At 45.5% G+C, this 14,709-nt stretch carries 15 protein-coding genes; all 15 read left to right on the top strand.

From position 1 onward, the window contains the following. Positions 1 to 88: 88 nt before the first annotated feature. The 15 genes from cmk to V6W81_RS18595 all read left to right on the top strand — a co-directional run bounded on the left by cmk (position 89) and on the right by V6W81_RS18595 (position 14,506). Positions 89 to 793, top strand: a complete 705-nt coding sequence (gene cmk / locus V6W81_RS18665) for a (d)CMP kinase (RefSeq protein ID WP_145047488.1) — start codon at positions 89 to 91, stop codon at positions 791 to 793. Further along, the gene (locus V6W81_RS18660; protein ID WP_338540038.1) at positions 790 to 1,377 is read left to right on the top strand and encodes a lysophospholipid acyltransferase family protein; all 588 of its coding nucleotides are present in this window, start codon (positions 790 to 792) and stop codon (positions 1,375 to 1,377) included. The genes cmk and V6W81_RS18660 overlap by 4 nt, the downstream gene beginning before the upstream one ends. Before the next feature lie 142 nt (positions 1,378 to 1,519). Next, positions 1,520 to 2,734 (top strand): 30S ribosomal protein S1, encoded by a 1,215-nt coding sequence (gene rpsA / locus V6W81_RS18655; protein ID WP_145047486.1) that lies wholly within the window; start codon positions 1,520 to 1,522, stop codon positions 2,732 to 2,734. A 186-nt stretch (positions 2,735 to 2,920) separates the two neighbouring features. Continuing rightward, positions 2,921 to 4,243, top strand: a complete 1,323-nt coding sequence (gene der / locus V6W81_RS18650; RefSeq protein ID WP_056696686.1) for a ribosome biogenesis GTPase Der — start codon at positions 2,921 to 2,923, stop codon at positions 4,241 to 4,243. Positions 4,244 to 4,254: 11 nt separating this feature from the next. After that, positions 4,255 to 4,878 (top strand): glycerol-3-phosphate 1-O-acyltransferase PlsY, encoded by a 624-nt coding sequence (gene plsY / locus V6W81_RS18645; protein WP_145047485.1) that lies wholly within the window; start codon positions 4,255 to 4,257, stop codon positions 4,876 to 4,878. After that, complete coding sequence (locus tag V6W81_RS18640; RefSeq protein ID WP_145047484.1) at positions 4,871 to 5,911, top strand: NAD(P)H-dependent glycerol-3-phosphate dehydrogenase; 1,041 nt, start codon at positions 4,871 to 4,873, stop codon at positions 5,909 to 5,911. Before plsY ends, V6W81_RS18640 begins: the two co-directional genes overlap by 8 nt. A 96-nt stretch (positions 5,912 to 6,007) precedes the next feature. Further along, positions 6,008 to 6,283 carry a stage VI sporulation protein F gene (locus tag V6W81_RS18635; protein WP_056696692.1) on the top strand — a complete coding sequence of 92 codons (276 nt, stop codon included), beginning with the start codon at positions 6,008 to 6,010 and terminating at the stop codon, positions 6,281 to 6,283. A gap of 171 nt (positions 6,284 to 6,454) precedes the next feature. Continuing rightward, entirely contained in the window at positions 6,455 to 6,634 is a 180-nt protein-coding gene (locus V6W81_RS18630; protein WP_145047483.1) for a DUF2768 family protein, read from the top strand. Positions 6,635 to 6,721: 87 nt separating this feature from the next. After that, positions 6,722 to 7,339 carry a hypothetical protein gene (locus V6W81_RS18625; protein ID WP_338540037.1) on the top strand — a complete coding sequence of 206 codons (618 nt, stop codon included), beginning with the start codon at positions 6,722 to 6,724 and terminating at the stop codon, positions 7,337 to 7,339. A gap of 17 nt (positions 7,340 to 7,356) precedes the next feature. After that, positions 7,357 to 7,710 carry a 2Fe-2S iron-sulfur cluster-binding protein gene (locus V6W81_RS18620; protein ID WP_145047481.1) on the top strand — a complete coding sequence of 118 codons (354 nt, stop codon included), beginning with the start codon at positions 7,357 to 7,359 and terminating at the stop codon, positions 7,708 to 7,710. Positions 7,711 to 7,792: 82 nt separating this feature from the next. Then, positions 7,793 to 8,563 carry a hypothetical protein gene (locus tag V6W81_RS18615; protein ID WP_338540036.1) on the top strand — a complete coding sequence of 257 codons (771 nt, stop codon included), beginning with the start codon at positions 7,793 to 7,795 and terminating at the stop codon, positions 8,561 to 8,563. Between the two features lie 482 nt (positions 8,564 to 9,045). Then, positions 9,046 to 10,524, top strand: a complete 1,479-nt coding sequence (gene spoIVA / locus V6W81_RS18610) for a stage IV sporulation protein A (protein WP_056696702.1) — start codon at positions 9,046 to 9,048, stop codon at positions 10,522 to 10,524. A gap of 218 nt (positions 10,525 to 10,742) precedes the next feature. Then, positions 10,743 to 11,837, top strand: coding sequence for a sugar ABC transporter substrate-binding protein (locus tag V6W81_RS18605; protein ID WP_338540035.1), 1,095 nt, complete (start codon positions 10,743 to 10,745; stop codon positions 11,835 to 11,837). A gap of 168 nt (positions 11,838 to 12,005) precedes the next feature. Beyond that, entirely contained in the window at positions 12,006 to 13,523 is a 1,518-nt protein-coding gene (locus V6W81_RS18600; protein ID WP_338540034.1) for a sugar ABC transporter ATP-binding protein, read from the top strand. Continuing rightward, positions 13,520 to 14,506 (top strand): ABC transporter permease, encoded by a 987-nt coding sequence (locus tag V6W81_RS18595; protein ID WP_145047478.1) that lies wholly within the window; start codon positions 13,520 to 13,522, stop codon positions 14,504 to 14,506. The genes V6W81_RS18600 and V6W81_RS18595 overlap by 4 nt, the downstream gene beginning before the upstream one ends. The last annotated feature ends 203 nt before the right edge of the window (positions 14,507 to 14,709 follow it).

Below are 14,709 nucleotides of genomic sequence, written 5' to 3'. Positions count from 1 at the left end.
ATCCCTCTTTATAGTGTGGTATAATTTTCACGATGCAGGCAATGCCTGTTTTTTTATTGAGGCTTAACGTTTGAGGAGGAATGCCCCGTTGGCAAGCCAGAACACATCAGAGAACGGGAAAATGAACGTCGCAATTGACGGTCCTGCCGGTGCCGGGAAAAGCACGGTGGCTCGATTAGTTGCAGAGGCGCTCGCGTACATTTACGTTGACACTGGCGCGATGTACCGTGCGGTAACTCTTCACATGATTCGGAATGAAATAAAGCCGGAGAATGTAACAGAGGTGCTTCAGGAAGCCCAGAAGCTGGTCATTGATTTACAACCGGATCCCGACGGACAGAAAGTGTTCTGTAATGGGGAAGATGTAACCTCGGAAATCCGCTCCCGTGAAGTAACGGGAATCGTGTCACGATATGCGCAAATCGAGGGGCTGCGTACACAATTAGTGGATACTCAGCGGCAAATGGCTTTGCGCAAGGGCGTCGTTATGGATGGACGCGATATCGGAACGACAGTATTGCCCGATGCGGAAGTGAAAATCTTCATGACTGCCAGTGTGGAAGAGCGTGCACTTCGCCGCTTCAAAGAACTGGATCCCTCTGAAGGACTGACGTTGGAGCAACTAGAGCGAGACATTGCCACCCGTGATAAATTGGATGAAGAGAGGGAGATTTCCCCACTTCGGTGTGCAGAGGACGCCACTGTTCTTGACACAACTGAGATGAGCATCCATGAAGTGGTTGACAAAATCGTATCTTATTGCACAATGGTCAGAGGAGAGATCGGTCTATGATTTACACATTTTGCAGCACTTTACTGCGGATCATCTACACCATTCTTTTCCGTCTTGAAGCAGTTGGTCGGGAGAATATCCCGCAAGAAGGCGGCGTACTTTTATGTTCCAATCATATCAGTAACTTTGATCCACCAACGGTGGGAATCAAGATTCGTCGTCAGGTTCGTTTCATGGCCAAAAGCGAATTGTTTGATATTCCCGTATTCGGCCGTATTATCAAGGCTGTAGGAGCCTTTCCCGTTAAGCGGGGAGGCGTAAGCAAGGAATCCATCAAAACCTCACTCAATATTTTGCGTGGTGGTGAAGTGTTAGGGATTTTCCCTTCGGGAAGTCGCCACAATGATGGTGGAATTGGTAAAAAAGGTGCAGCGAGCTTTGCTCTTCGAAGTGGTGCTACTGTAATCCCTACTGCTATTATCGGCAACTACAAGCTTTTTCGTAAGATGAAAGTGGTGTATGGTGCACCAGTGAATTTGGACGAGTTCAAGGAAGACCCTTCGGGTGATGCGCTCGAGAGAGCAACTGAGAAGATTATGTCCAAAATCAATGAAATGGTTAAAACAGGCGTACCGAGTAAATAAGGTTATGACCTGAATTGCTGGGTGTATGTTTCCATTTTACCTGTGGGAAGCTATAGAAGCATCTGGTACTGAAAGTGTTTTGAACTCTGCTATAGGCAGGTTTGAATATAATGGGGTTTTTGAATTGAGGAGGGTATTTGACATGTCGGAAGAAATTAAAAATCAAGAAGCAACCCAAGATGAGTTGGATCAATTCGTTTCCTTGAAAAAGGGAGATACCGTAAAAGGAACCATCGTCAAATTGGAAGATAACCAAGCTTATGTAAGCATTGGATATAAATATGACGGTGTTATTCCAATTCGTGAATTGTCCTCTTTGCATGTAGACAGCGCGTCTGATGCAGTTGAAGTTGGGCAAGAAGTTGAGGCAAAAGTCCTCACGATTGACGACGAGAAAGAAAAACTCGTTCTGTCTAAGCGTGCAATCGACAGCGAAAACGCTTGGGATCAATTGCAAAAGCATTTTGAAGACCAAGACGTATTCGAAGTTGTTGTAGCTGATGTAGTTAAAGGCGGTTTGGTTGCAGACGTGGGCGTGCGTGGATTCATTCCAGCATCCATGGTTGAGCGCCACTTCGTTGAAGACTTCAGCGACTACAAAGGCCGCACATTGCGTGTTAAAGTGAAAGAGATCGACCGTGAAAACAATAAAGTGATCCTTTCCCAAAAAGACGTATTGGAGCAAGAATTCGAAGCAAACAAAGCTGAAGTTATGGCTGGTTTGCAAGAAGGTCAAGTTATCGAAGGTACAGTTCAACGCTTGACACAATTCGGTGCATTTGTTGATGTAGGCGGAGTTGATGGCTTGGTTCACGTATCCGAGCTTGCTTGGACTCACGTTGAAAAACCATCTGACATTCTGTCCGAAGGTGACAAAGTTAACGTGAAAGTGCTCAAAGTTGATCCTGAAAAAGGTAAAATCAGCCTGAGCATGAAAGCTGTTCAACCAGGTCCTTGGGAAACAGCTGGCGACAAATTTAATGCTAGCGATATCGTAACAGGTGTTGTAAAACGTTTGGTTGACTTCGGTGCATTCGTTGAAATCGCTCCTGGCGTTGAGGGACTTGTGCACATCTCACAAATCTCCCACAAACACATCGGCACTCCACATGAAGTGTTGAAAGAAGGTCAAGAAGTTCAAGTGAAAATCTTGGACATGAACCCTGCTGAACAACGTGTAAGCTTGAGCATCAAAGAAACAGAAGAAGCTCCAGCTCAAGCACCTAAAGCAGAAAGACCTGCTAGAAACAATGCTCCACGTGAAGAAATCAACAACCCTAACGTTTCCCTGAGCAATCAAGGTATGAGCACTACGCTTGGTGAACTGTTTGGCGACAAACTCAGCAAATTCAAATAAGTTATCTGTGCATGGTTCTTAGTTATATACTGCATATTTTGCTGAACAATAAAAGCAAGATCGGCGAGCCCCAGGCGGGTTCGCCGATTGTTGTTATTACGAGGATTACGGTACGAAAGGTTAGCCAAGACAGGTGTTTTTTGCTATGATGAGTATCGTAAAGTATGGACAGGAGGAGTGGAATGTATGGCAAGACCCGTTGTGGCAATTGTCGGACGACCGAACGTGGGTAAATCCACTATATTTAATCGGATTATCGGCGACAGGCTGGCCATTGTGGAAGACAAGCCGGGCATTACCCGAGATCGGATTTATGGAATCGGTGAATGGAACGGCAAAGCATTCAGTATTATCGATACAGGTGGTATCGAGATTGACGGCGAGGACGTCATTATGAAATCCATCCGCATGCAGGCAGAACTTGCGATTGAAGAAGCGGATGTTATTGTATTTATGTGTGACGCCAAAGCGGGAATTACGCAATCAGATGAAGAAGTTGCAGAGATGCTGTACCGCTCAGGTAAGCCTATCGTTGTAGCCGTTAACAAAGTGGATAATATCGGGCGCAGCGAACTGATTTATGAGTTCTATGGTTTCGGGTTCGGTGATCCGATTGGGGTCTCAGGTAGCCATGGTACAGGCGTAGGTGATCTTCTCGATGCAATCGTGGAGAAGTTACCAGAACTTGAAGAAGAGACGTATGATGATGATGTTATTCGTGTAGCACTGATCGGCCGTCCGAATGTAGGTAAATCCTCACTTGTGAATGCGATCCTGGGCGAAGAGCGGGTTATTGTTAGTGATGTTGCGGGAACTACGCGTGATGCCATTGATACCCCGTTTGAAAAGGATGGTCAGCGTTACGTATTAATCGATACAGCAGGTATGCGCAAACGTGGTAAAGTGTACGAAACGACCGAGAAGTATAGCGTTATGCGTGCGATGCGTGCTATTGAACGTGCCGATGTTGTTTTGATTGTCATTAATGGTGAAGAAGGCATTATTGAACAAGACAAGCATATTGCCGGTTATGCATTTGAAGCGGGCAAAGCTTCACTGTTTGTAGTAAACAAATGGGATGTTGTGGACAAAACAGATAAGACCATGAATGAATTTGAGAAAAAAATTCGGGATCACTTCTTGTTTATGACATATGCTCCCGTGGTCTTTTTGTCAGCCAAAACAAAACAACGCTTACAAAAATTGCTACCGGTTGTTCAACATGTGGCTCAGCAGCATGCACTACGCATTCAGACACATCTGCTTAATGATGTCGTATCTGACGCTGTTGCGATCAATCCACCACCAACGGATAAAGGTCGCAGAATGAGAATTAACTATGTAACACAGGTAGCGGTTAAACCACCAACAATGGTTATTTTCGTAAACGACCCAGAGTTGATGCACTTCTCATATGAGCGGTACCTGGAGAATAAAATCCGTGGTGCGTTCGACTTTGAAGGTACGCCAATTCGTATATTTACTCGGAAGAAGTCCGACGAAAGTTAGGGGAGAAGTTTGTGATTTTACAAATCGCAGCGATTGTACTGAGTTATCTACTCGGTTCAATCAGCTTTAGTGTCCTCCTTGCCAAGGCGATTCGGGGGATCGATATCCGTCAACATGGCAGCGGTAACGCAGGAGCTACGAATACGTTGCGTATTCTGGGGAAAGGGCCAGCTATTCTGGTTCTGCTCCTTGACGTGCTCAAAGGAATCGCTGCGGTATGGATTGGAGTTTGGCTTAGCGGCGGTTCGGAATGGATTCCAGCGATCTGTGGTATAGCAGCTATTGCAGGGCATAACTGGCCACTATACTTCCGTTTCCGCGGGGGAAAAGGAATTGCAACGGCAATTGGTGTACTTGCGACACTCTCTCTTGTTCCTGCATTGTGCGCCGGAGTTGTCGCAATCCTGTCCATCGTATTGACACGGTATGTTTCATTGGGGTCACTGATCTTTGTTGCATTGACACCTATCTTTATTCTTGTTTTACCCGGATATTCAATGACTATCTTCTGGGGAAGTCTGATTATTTGTCTGTTTGCATTCTGGAGACATCGTACCAATATTGCGAAGCTCGCCAAAGGACAGGAAAATAAATTGGGATCGAAAAACCCTGGAGGGGGAAAACGCGTTGTCTAAAAAAGTTGCTGTACTGGTTGCGGGCAGTTGGGGAACCGCTCTTGCCAGTGTGCTCGCTGCGAATCAGTTGAATGTAATGATGTGGACACGTGGGGAAGAACAGGCTGCTGAGATAAATGAACAGCATACGAATGCTCGCTTTCTCCCTGGTGCTGAACTGTCCCCGCTGATTCGGGCAACGACGGACATGGGTGCTGCGGTTGAAGGCGCATCAGCAATCGTCATTGTTGCACCTTCTTCAGCAATGAGAGCTGTGGCACAACAACTTAAGGCTCACTACAAGCCGGAAATGCTCGTTATTCACGCAACCAAAGGGTTTGAAACGGAGAGTCTGAAACGGATGTCAACCGTTATCGCCGAAGAGCTTGAATGTGAAGAAGGACAAGTCGTTGTCCTCTCAGGACCGAGTCATGCGGAAGAAGTAGTAAAGCGTTGCCCAACAACAGTAGTAGTCGCATCGCTGGACAAGGCTGCTGCTGAGTCAGCCCAAGGATTGTTTATGAATGCCTATTTCCGGGTGTATACGAACCGAGATATGCTTGGTGTTGAATTGGCAGGTGCCTTCAAAAATATCATTGCACTAGGTGCGGGAATGTCCGATGGACTTCAGTTTGGTGATAATGCTAAAGCGGCGTTATTAACACGTGGTCTTGCTGAGATTACACGCATTGGTGTGGAGATGGGTGCGAATCCACTGACGTTCTCTGGTTTGGCAGGGATCGGCGATCTGGTAGTTACAGCTACCAGTCAACACAGTCGAAACTGGAGAGCAGGCTCTATGCTGGGTCAAGGTAAGAAATTAGACGATGTTTTGAACTCAATGGGCATGGTGGTTGAGGGAATTCGTACTACACAGGCTGCTTATTTTATTTCACAAAAATATAATGTGCAGATGCCAATTGCGGATCAATTGTATCATGTCCTTTTTCAGGAGAGACTGCCACGAGATGCGGTTGAGGCTCTAATGGGTCGAGATCCCAAAACGGAGATGGAAGTTATGAAACTTGAAACTTGGGAACAATGGCACTCCTAATTGTTGTACCTTGTTGAACGGATATGGAAGCTTATTCACCTTTTCTGCGGTGCACTCATACTATACACATGAGTATTACCGGAGGAGGGGAGACGAATGGGTAACAATATTTCTAAGGATGCACTGAAAGCGATCAACAAAAAAACAGGCAAAACGATTACGGAAGGTGCTGTCAAGAAATTGGCTAGCACAGTGAAACCATCCACGATGCAGAACGAAGCTCAGTTGCGCCAATTGATTAAGCAGGTATCCGCTATGGCGAAAGTTCCGGTGTCGGAAGATACGGTTCAGGATATTGTAAGTGCGGTCAAGAAGAGCGGATTGAACCCGAACAGCATGGAATCGCTTATGAAAATGATGATGAAAAAATAATAGATCGTGCCTGCATAGGCAGTGGATGAATAAGATGAAAAGTGAGCTGGCTTCTGCCAGCTTGCTTTTTGTCTTTTTTTTGGAAAAAAGCGTTGAATTTCGTGTTATAATAATTGCAATTGTCACGGTGTCAGTGATGAATTAACGGACTGAAGGGGAGACTGTTGGATTATGAGCGCAATGGACAAGATGTGGCTGTCATTGGTTGCGATTCTGATTATGGGTTTATCTGTATTCCTGATTACGTTTGCTCGTGCCAAAACGAAAGGTATTATACGCGGGGTATTGTCCTTTATTGCATTTCTGATTATGTTAATTGGCTTTTTCGGCGGAATTGCATCTCTAACCTGAGCCGATCCAGAGACTGAGGGATAACATCCGAATAAGCACATCATAAGAACTGACACAATGAACACGGATGAAAGAAGGTGAGCCCGGATGGAGCTGAATAAAACGGGGGAACGAACAGCGGATTATCCGGAATTACATGCTGCTCTGCTGGAAATCGCGAAGGTCTGGAGTAAATTACCCTTCACATGGCTGCTCGGAGGGAGTTGTGGGCTGCTATTGCAAGAGGTAGAATTGCAACAGGCGCCAAGAGACATTGATATTTATGCGGATATTGCTGCGGCCAAAATGTTACATAGAACTGCACCTGGGACAATTCTGGACGAACCACAGATCGATAAGACAGGCCCGTACGCTTCCTTACTTAGCCATTACCAGGTGGGAGAATGTGCGTTGGAACTAGTCGGTGGTTTTGAGATATGGGCAAGAAAGAGCTGGTATCGGGTAGAAATTGATCGTTTACTCGCTGCGCATGCGCCTTGTGTTCAGATGGGTGCATTCACAGTTAAACTAATGCCGCTAGCTCATGAATTGTTATTCAACGTATTGAGGGGACGCGTGGATCGGTATGAAGCAATTGCGAAGCAGATTCGGAAGCAGCCACATGAACATCAATCCCTCATGCTTTTACTCAGTGAGCAAAATGTGTGGACAAGTCGTTTTCGATCCGAAGTTAGTGAACTTATCGGGTTTGATTGGCATGCGTAATAGAAAGGAGGGAGCACATGGAGCAGATCATTACATTTTTGCCTGATCAGAAAAGTATTCGTTTGAAAGCAGGCGTAACCTTACTGAATGCCGCACGCCGTGCAGGCGTAAAAATAACGACGCGTTGTGATGGGAAGGCGGCTTGCCTGATGTGTAAAGTGAGAGTCGATGAAGACTATGCCCATGCGTTGTACCCTCCGACCGATGCAGAGAAACGTAAACTGGGGCAGTTATTGGAACAAGGAACGAGACTGGCCTGCCAAGCCAAGGTCGGGGCTTCATTGTCTGTTCACGTGCCTGAAGATCCTCTCAAAGCCGCGATTCGTAAACAACTGGAGCGTCAGCAACAGGAAGATGATGACTGGTTCTAAACTTATTCTAACAGCCAGATAGTTTAATATTTTTTTGGTTAATTACGTTGTACTTCATGCATGAGATCCAAGGAGGATACGGATGATCAAGAACTCGTCTAACACGCAGTGGAGTAGAAGAAGACGGCACATTAGCGCTTTATTCTTGTTTCTGTTATTTGCTTTAGTGGGTAGTGGCTGTATGTATCAATCCCAAAGTGGTGCAGATCCCAAAGTCGCCTATCGGGAAAGTGTTAGCCGAATACAGCTTGCAGTGGAAGCCTTTCAGCAAGATCAGGGAATATTACCTATCCTTAATGCGGGTGAGGAAACGCCCAAATTCGAAAAGTTCAGAGTTGATCTCGCTAAGCTGAAGCAGCAAGGGTACATCGATGAAATACCGGTAACGGCTTTTGAGAACGGTGGTAGCGCTTACTTCTTAATACAGAATGAAGAGGTAAAGCCAACGATCAAAGTTATGGATCTGCAGACTGTGCAGAAGGTTAATGATGTACAACGAATGGTTAACCAGTATAAGTCCGTACATAATGGCAAGTTACCTGTAGGAGAAGAGTTATACCCTGGTCTGCATGGTGTAGATATGAAAGAAGCTGCTGTTGCTGGCGCACCTGAGGTAACACTTAATAGTGTGTATTCAGGGCAAGAGCTGCCCTTTATGGTAGATGAGGCAGGCAATGTATATGTGGATTATGCTTTTGACATTATGCAGGCTGTGGAGAAATCAGAAGAGTCGCCTACTGAGACAATGGACGTACGTGATTATCTGTTGGAACACTCATATTTTGTCCCTGTCAAATCAGTCACTTATGCTTGGGAGAGCAATGCTCCTGTAGCAAAAAGTAATTCATTGTAATCTATATGAGATAGGTTTCACCTAAAAGGGAGAGTTCCAGTCCAAGGAATATCTCCTTTTTGGCATACGTTGGTTCGAATAAAGCGGGGTTCTTTGACTGTTAGGCATCTCCAATGAAATTCACTGAAATCCAATAAAACGAAGCGTCATAAATATTGCACAGCGCTCATAAGGTAGATTGTAATAAAGACGCGCAGTCCGGGAGCCGGGCAATTTTCTAAGGACAAAAACCTTAAGAAAAAAACAAAAATACGCGTCATAATGCTGCATACGGATACATAAGATGATACTAGTCCAATTGCATGTACGAGTTAACGCCGCTTTCGCCGGTTTCATCAGAATGCAACGTTCGGCGGCGGACGACTTCCGGGCACTCACAAAGGCGGCTCTACCGTTGCAGGGATTTCAGTCTTCTGATTGAAAAAACGAAGCGGATGCTCTTTAGCATTTTTCCTTCGGAGTAATTTAGGGAGGGGATTTCATTGGAGAAAGTAGACATTTTTAAGGACATTGCTGAGCGGACCGGAGGGGATATCTATCTCGGGGTTGTCGGCGCAGTCCGGACGGGGAAATCAACATTTATTAAACGATTCATGGAAACAATCGTACTGCCTAACATCGCAAGTGAGGCTGATCGTGCCCGTGCAGTGGATGAACTTCCACAGAGTGCAGCAGGTAAAACGATCATGACCACCGAGCCGAAATTTGTACCAAATAACGCAGTTCAGATCAAAGTCGCCGAAGGATTGGATGTCAATGTACGTCTTGTGGACTGTGTAGGTTACGCTGTAGAGGGAGCTAAGGGATACGAGGATGAGAATGGCCCACGTATGATCTCTACACCTTGGTTCGATGAGCCAATTCCGTTCCAGGAAGCGGCAGAGATTGGCACACGGAAAGTTATCCAGGAACATTCTACACTGGGCGTTGTTGTTACAACAGATGGTACAATCGCTGAGATTGCACGGAGTTCCTATGTAGAGTCCGAAGAGCGTGTTATTGCTGAACTGAAGGAAGTGGGTAAGCCGTTTGTGCTCGTCATCAACTCTACTCGTCCGCGCAGTGAAGAGGCACTTCAATTGCGTAACGAGCTTGCAGCGAAATACGACATTCCAGTGATGACGCTGAGTGCAGCGACAATGACGGAAGACGATGTGACAGGTGTTCTTCGTGAAGTATTGTATGAATTCCCAGTACATGAGGTGAATGTGAATTTACCGAGCTGGGTTATGGTACTGAATGATACACACTGGTTGCGTAGCAACTATGAAAATTCTGTCCGTGACACTGTGAAGGATATTCGTCGACTGCGTGATGTGGATCGAGTAGTAGCTCAGTTCATGGAATACGAATTCATTGACCGCGCTGGACTGAGCGGAATGAATATGGGTCAGGGTGTAGCTGAGATTGATCTGTATGCGCCGGATGAGTTGTATGATCAGATCCTCGTGGAAGTTGTGGGGATCGAGATTCGAGGCAAAGATCATCTGTTACAACTGATGCAAGAGTTCTCTCATGCCAAAAGAGAGTATGATCGCTTCGCTGAGGCACTGGAGATGGTCAAAACGACCGGCTACGGCATTGCGGCACCTTCTCTGGCTGAGATGGCGTTGGATGAACCTGAACTGATTCGTCAAGGGACTAAATTCGGAGTTCGCTTAAAGGCAACCGCACCTTCGATCCATATGATTAGAGTCGATGTGGAGTCTGAATTCGCACCTATTATCGGTACGGAGAAACAGAGCGAGGAACTGGTGAGATACCTGATGCAGGACTTCGAAAATGATCCGATCAAGGTATGGGATTCAGATATGTTCGGACGTTCATTGCATTCTATTGTGAGAGAAGGCATTCAGGGCAAGATTGCTATGATGCCGGATAATGCACGCTATAAGCTACAAGAAACGCTCGGAAGAATTATTAACGAAGGATCAGGCGGATTAATCGCCATCATACTGTAAAATCAAAGACCGCAAGGGATGCCTTGCGGTCTTTTTACTGTGCTTTTTCTTGATTCTGGAGGATTTGGATGGAAGTTCAGATTTTACGAAAAAAAACTTAGCGAGTTTTAGCTTTAAATTACTAAAACCCATTTACATACTAGGGATTAGCCGTTATATTAATATTCAACTATTGTGATCAAGATCACAGAGAGAGAGAATGACTAGGGGGAATAGAGATGAAGAGAAAAGCTACGAAATGGGTTTGGTTAAGTGTACTGCTCGTGTTTACATTGGCACTGTCCGCATGCGGAATCAAAAAAGAGCCAGCAGCAACACCAGCTTCTGGAGCGGAGGACAAGCCTGCGACTGAAGCAGTCACTGGCCCGCTAAGTGGTAAACGGGTTGCTCTGATTATGGAATTCAACACAGGTACATTCTCACAACAATACGTACAAGGTGTTCGGGAAGAAATTGAAAAATTCGGCGGCACGCTGACGACGTTTGTTGCCGATAACGATAAAGCGAAAATGGTATCATTGCTCGATAGTGCGATTAACCAAAAGTTTGATGCCATTCTGACGGATCATGGTGATTCGTTGCTTGAACCAGGTGTCAAAAAGGCTGTAGAACAAAACATTCCAGTTGTTGTATTTGATGCGGATATTAGCGTTCCAGGTGCTACAGTGCTGTCTCAGGATGATCAGAAGATGGCTGAGCTCACATTAGAACAAATGAAAAAGGACATCAACGGTCAAGGCAATATTGTTAAAGTATGGGTAGCTGGATTTGCACCGATGGAACGCCGTCAAATATCTTACGCTAAGTTCATGAATGAAAATCCTCACATTAAAGAAATTGCTACATTTGGCTCAGCTCAAAATCCAGCGCTTGACACTCAAGCAAAAATGGAAGCCATTCTGAAGCAATATCCAAAAGGTGAAATTACAGCAGTGTGGACAGCATGGGATGAATTTGCTAAAGGTGCAGCACGTGCAATTCAACAAGCTGGTCGCGATGAAATTAAAGTTTATGGTATCGATATGAGTGATGAGGACTTGCAAATGATCCAAGACCCTAAAAATCCATGGGTTGCATCCGCAGCAGTTGATCCAACGGACATTGGACGAGTACAAGTTCGATACGCTTACCAGAAGATTAATGGTGACGAGACAGAGGATGCAGTGGTGCTCAATCCGGTTTATGTACAACGTGAAGCATTGCCTGAGAAACAAATTTCTACTTCGGAGCTGTCAGAGTATGTAGAAGGCTGGGGTGGAAGTACGCAGGGTATCAAGGATTGGATGAAGGATTACGGCATTACTGCCAAATAAGCCTGCTCCAGATGTTCCTTAATAGCAATCAACAAGCGTTAGTCGAGCGCGCCGAGAGGCGCGCTTTTTCCAGCAACAGAAGATCAGATGAATATAGGTTAGTAAGCTCTAACGAATAAAAAAGAAAACAACAAATACACCCATAGGAAGTGATTGGAGGTACACATCATGACAACGGCATCTATTCTGCTGACAATGGAACATATCCATAAACAGTTTGCTGGCGTTCCTGCACTTAAAGATGTGAATTTCGCTGTAAAAGGTGGAGAGATTCATGCACTTCTTGGAGCTAATGGAGCCGGAAAGAGTACATTAATGAAGATTCTTTCCGGTGCTTATCCGCTAGATCAGGGCTCGATTAACCTGAACGGCCAGATCCTACGCTTGAACTCTCCTGGTGATGCCAAAAGCCAGGGGATCCACTGTGTGTATCAAGAAGTGGATGCAGCCCTAGTGCCTCAATTAACCGCAGCAGAGAATATTATGTTAGATCAACTTGCCTCTTCTGCTGGGGGATGGTGGAAGAGTCCGCGAAAACTGCAGCAGCGCGCTAGCGAGGTGTTGAGGCAATTGGGAGCAGACATTTCTGTGCACAAGAAAGTGGCCGACCTTACACTTGCGGAGAAACAGATGATTTTGCTCGCGCGTATCTTGGTTCAAGAAGCCAAGGTTATTATTTTTGACGAGCCGACTGCCCCCCTTAGTCAGGAAGAGACGGATGCATTTTTTCGTATCGTGCATTTGCTGAAGGATCGCGGAGTCGCATGTATTTTCATTACTCACCGCCTTGTTGAAGTCACGAGTCATTGTGATCGAGTGACGGTGATGAGAGATGGTCAGCATGTGTTTACGGGGGATACCAATGGATTGACGATTAACGATCTGGTTACTCAGATGTTGGGTAAGTCCTTTGATGAAGAATTTCCTAAGACTGAGGCACCAATCGGTGATCTGTTGCTTGAAGCGCGTGGACTCCGTCGTGGGCTGAAGGTTAAAGGCGTTGATCTATCTGTACACCGCGGTGAGGTGCTTGCTGTGGTAGGTCTTGTAGGTGCAGGCAAGACGGAATGTTCACGTCTCTTAATTGGAGCAGATCGGCTGGAGGCAGGCGAGATACGGTTGAACAATAACAAGCTTAGGATGGCTGAACCTGCTGATGCTGCGGCACTGGGAATCGTCTCTGTGCCTGAAGAACGTCGTAAGCAGGGTGTCCTGATTCATGAGAATGTTGAACGCAACTTAAGCTTACCGTTGCTTAGCAGGTTAAGTCGGCTTGGTTTTGTGAGTCGTAAAAGGGAAAAGGAGAACGCGGAATCATTAATTCAGCAACTTGGTATTAAGACCTCTTCTGTTCGTCAGGAGGTTAAGTATTTAAGTGGCGGTAACCAGCAGAAGGTAGCCATTGGCAAATGGCTAAACGCGGAGGCCGATGTATTTATATTTGATGAGCCAACAAAAGGGGTAGACATCGGAGCTAAAAGTGATATTTTTCGGATCATTAACCAACTTGCTCTTGCAGGAAAAGCAGTTATTTATTTCACATGCGAATTGGATGAAGGACTTGGCATTGGAGACCGGATTGCTGTGATGTGTGAAGGTGAGATTGTAAAGGAATTCAAACGAGGCGAAACTAACCAAGAACAGCTGCTATATTATGCAAGCGGTGGACAAGAGGTGCAAGCATGAAGGACAAATCATTAGATTTTGCGTTCCGTTACGGAGCAATTATCGTTATTATTGGTGTTATTGCATTTTTCGGCATTAAATTGCCTTATTTCTTTACGTACAGCAACTTAACCGATATTCTAGGTTCCATCTCGATCGTGACGTTCGTGGCGATTGGTGTCACATTATCTCTAATTGTGGATGGATTCGACCTTTCTGTTGGCGCAACTGTATCACTAACGACGGTGGTTACTGCCTCTTTGATGATCTGGTACCAACAACCGTTAGCCGTTGTTATCATCGTTCCGCTGGTGATCGGCGCTGTCATTGGTCTTCTTAATGCACTGCTTATTGTGAAACTCCGTATCCCTGATCTACTGGCTACACTAGCCATGATGTATATCATCGGCGGGATTCACAAAACGTACGCACAAGGCTATACCATCTATAACCACATGCAATTTCCGGATGGAAGCAAAGCTGCGGGGGAGATGGACCCAACGTTTTTGCAGATTGGACAGGGAAAATGGCTAGGGATGCCGATTTCGGTTATCCTTTTGCTCATTGCGGTAATCGGCGTTCACATCTTTTTAACGTATACGAAGTATGGTCGTCAAATGTACATTACGGGGGGGAATGAAGAGGCTGCTAGATTGTCTGGAATCAAGGTGAAAAAGGTAAGAACACTCGCCTATGTGGCAGCAGGTGTGTTTGCTGCAATCGGTGGTATTATCTATGCATCCAAGGTTGGTTCCGGTCAGATTGATGCTGGTTCTCCGTTGTTAATGGAATCCGTAGCGGCTGTATTTGTAGGGTTCTCTGTGTTTGGTGCGGGGAAACCAAACGTGATTGGAACATTTATAGGTTCGGTTTTAATTGGTGTATTGGTCAATGGTTTGACGATGATGAATGTACAGTATTTTACACACGATATTGTAAAAGGTGGCGTTCTTGTCCTGGCCTTGGCCGTTACATTTTACGTGTTAAACCGCAACCGCACTTGAAATTGTGTGCTGTCTGTATTAGTATAAAATTTGTTCCGCGTATGGAGCGCGCTTGGTTTCAGGCGGCATTCTGCCGGAAAGAACTGTTAACCGCAAGCGGAGAATGGTGTTCATCACGCTCAAGATGTACGTAGATTTTTTGCGTATGAACGTATATTTCGCGATAAAACGGAAACACAGTATAACATTCAGGACATTGATTC

This window comes from Paenibacillus tundrae, assembly GCF_036884255.1.
Classification (GTDB): domain Bacteria; phylum Bacillota; class Bacilli; order Paenibacillales; family Paenibacillaceae; genus Paenibacillus.
Note: the sequence above shows the minus strand (reverse complement) of the source record. Positions and strands in the feature narration are given on the sequence as shown.

What these genes read in the sequence shown, in the direction of transcription:
- V6W81_RS18660 (WP_338540038.1), top strand. Translation starts at nt 790, where the DNA reads ATGATTTACACATTTTGCAGCACTTTACTGCGGATCATCTACACCATT.
- rpsA (WP_145047486.1), top strand. Translation starts at nt 1,520, where the DNA reads ATGTCGGAAGAAATTAAAAATCAAGAAGCAACCCAAGATGAGTTGGAT.
- der (WP_056696686.1), top strand. Translation starts at nt 2,921, where the DNA reads ATGGCAAGACCCGTTGTGGCAATTGTCGGACGACCGAACGTGGGTAAA.
- V6W81_RS18635 (WP_056696692.1), top strand. Translation starts at nt 6,008, where the DNA reads ATGGGTAACAATATTTCTAAGGATGCACTGAAAGCGATCAACAAAAAA.
- V6W81_RS18630 (WP_145047483.1), top strand. Translation starts at nt 6,455, where the DNA reads ATGAGCGCAATGGACAAGATGTGGCTGTCATTGGTTGCGATTCTGATT.
- V6W81_RS18625 (WP_338540037.1), top strand. Translation starts at nt 6,722, where the DNA reads ATGGAGCTGAATAAAACGGGGGAACGAACAGCGGATTATCCGGAATTA.
- V6W81_RS18620 (WP_145047481.1), top strand. Translation starts at nt 7,357, where the DNA reads ATGGAGCAGATCATTACATTTTTGCCTGATCAGAAAAGTATTCGTTTG.
- V6W81_RS18615 (WP_338540036.1), top strand. Translation starts at nt 7,793, where the DNA reads ATGATCAAGAACTCGTCTAACACGCAGTGGAGTAGAAGAAGACGGCAC.
- V6W81_RS18605 (WP_338540035.1), top strand. Translation starts at nt 10,743, where the DNA reads ATGAAGAGAAAAGCTACGAAATGGGTTTGGTTAAGTGTACTGCTCGTG.
- V6W81_RS18600 (WP_338540034.1), top strand. Translation starts at nt 12,006, where the DNA reads ATGACAACGGCATCTATTCTGCTGACAATGGAACATATCCATAAACAG.
- V6W81_RS18595 (WP_145047478.1), top strand. Translation starts at nt 13,520, where the DNA reads ATGAAGGACAAATCATTAGATTTTGCGTTCCGTTACGGAGCAATTATC.